Annotated in this window: 1 protein-coding gene and 1 pseudogene; both read right to left on the bottom strand. The window is 67.3% G+C overall.

Annotated elements, in window-relative coordinates:
• Positions 1 to 311 (bottom strand): annotated as a pseudogene (locus Q8S40_RS16415) (hypothetical protein); the annotation flags it as partial.
• An 89-nt stretch (positions 312 to 400) separates the two neighbouring features.
• Positions 401 to 1,075 (bottom strand): 5-oxoproline transporter, DUF979 family subunit (locus tag Q8S40_RS16410; RefSeq protein WP_305671231.1); only part of this gene is annotated, 675 nt, incomplete at its 5' end.

Genomic DNA, 1,075 nt, shown 5'->3' with positions numbered 1-1,075 from the left:
GAACGCAGCCAGAAAAAGGTGAAATCCTGCTGTGGACGCTCGCTGACGCCCGCGAGGCGCTGGCCGAGCGCGCTCAGATACTCGTCCAGCAGCGGGTCTTCCAGCAGCATGCCGTAGGCGCGCAGTTCGCGGCGGGTGTACTCGCCGTACATCGACTCCTCGGCCGGGGTGATCAGGCGCCCCGCTGACGAGCCCATGTCGGGCAGGGCCAGCGGGTCGCGCGACTGCGCCGAGGCCCCGGCAGCCAGCACCAGGGCGGCAGGCAGCAGTAAGGCGCTCAGGCGTCGAACACATCGGAGAGACAGGGCCATGGGCCGAATTCCTGGGGAGCAGCGATGGAGCATCTTGGACGCCGCCACGTGAGTCGGGGTTAACCCCTTGTAAAGACGCGGGCTGCCAATCAGGCGACGTTGCGGAAGACGATGAAATACATCAGGGTCACATTCGCCGCCAGCAGCATCAGCGCGGTGGGGATCTGCACGCGAATGACCGCATACGGGTCGCGCAGTTCCAGCAGAGCCGCCGGCACCAGGTTGAAATTGGCCGCCATCGGCGTCATCAGCGTGCCGCAGTAGCCCGAGAGCATGCCGATCGCCGCCAGCGAGGCGGCATCCGCGCCGTGCATCTGCACCAGCAGGGGCAGGCCGATGCCGGCGGTCATGACCGGAAACGCCGCGAAAGCATTGCCCATGACCATGGTGAAGGCTGCCATGCCGAGCGCGTAGGCGAGTACCACCACGAAGCGGTTTTCCACCGGAATCATCGCGCGTACCACCTCGGCCACCGCTTCACCGACGCCGGCCGCGGCGAACACGCTGCCCAGCGTAGCCAGCAGCAGCGGCAGCAAGGCCGCCCAGCCGATCGCATCGACCAGGCTGCGCGAATGCGATACAGCCGCCATCGGCGAGCTGCGGGTGAGCACTGCAGCAGCGAGTAGCGCGAGCGCGCAGCCGACACCTAAACCGATCAGCGTGGTCTGCACCGGCCCGAACAGGCGCCAGTCGCCAACGCCAAGCTGCGCACCCCACAGCGCGGCGATCACGGTCACCGCAGGGATCAACAGCGCCGGCAGAAA

Origin of the sequence: Falsiroseomonas sp., from assembly GCF_030695085.1 — a bacterium.
Lineage (GTDB): Bacteria > Pseudomonadota > Alphaproteobacteria > Acetobacterales > Acetobacteraceae > Falsiroseomonas.
This window is presented reverse-complemented; position numbering and strand designations above follow the sequence as displayed.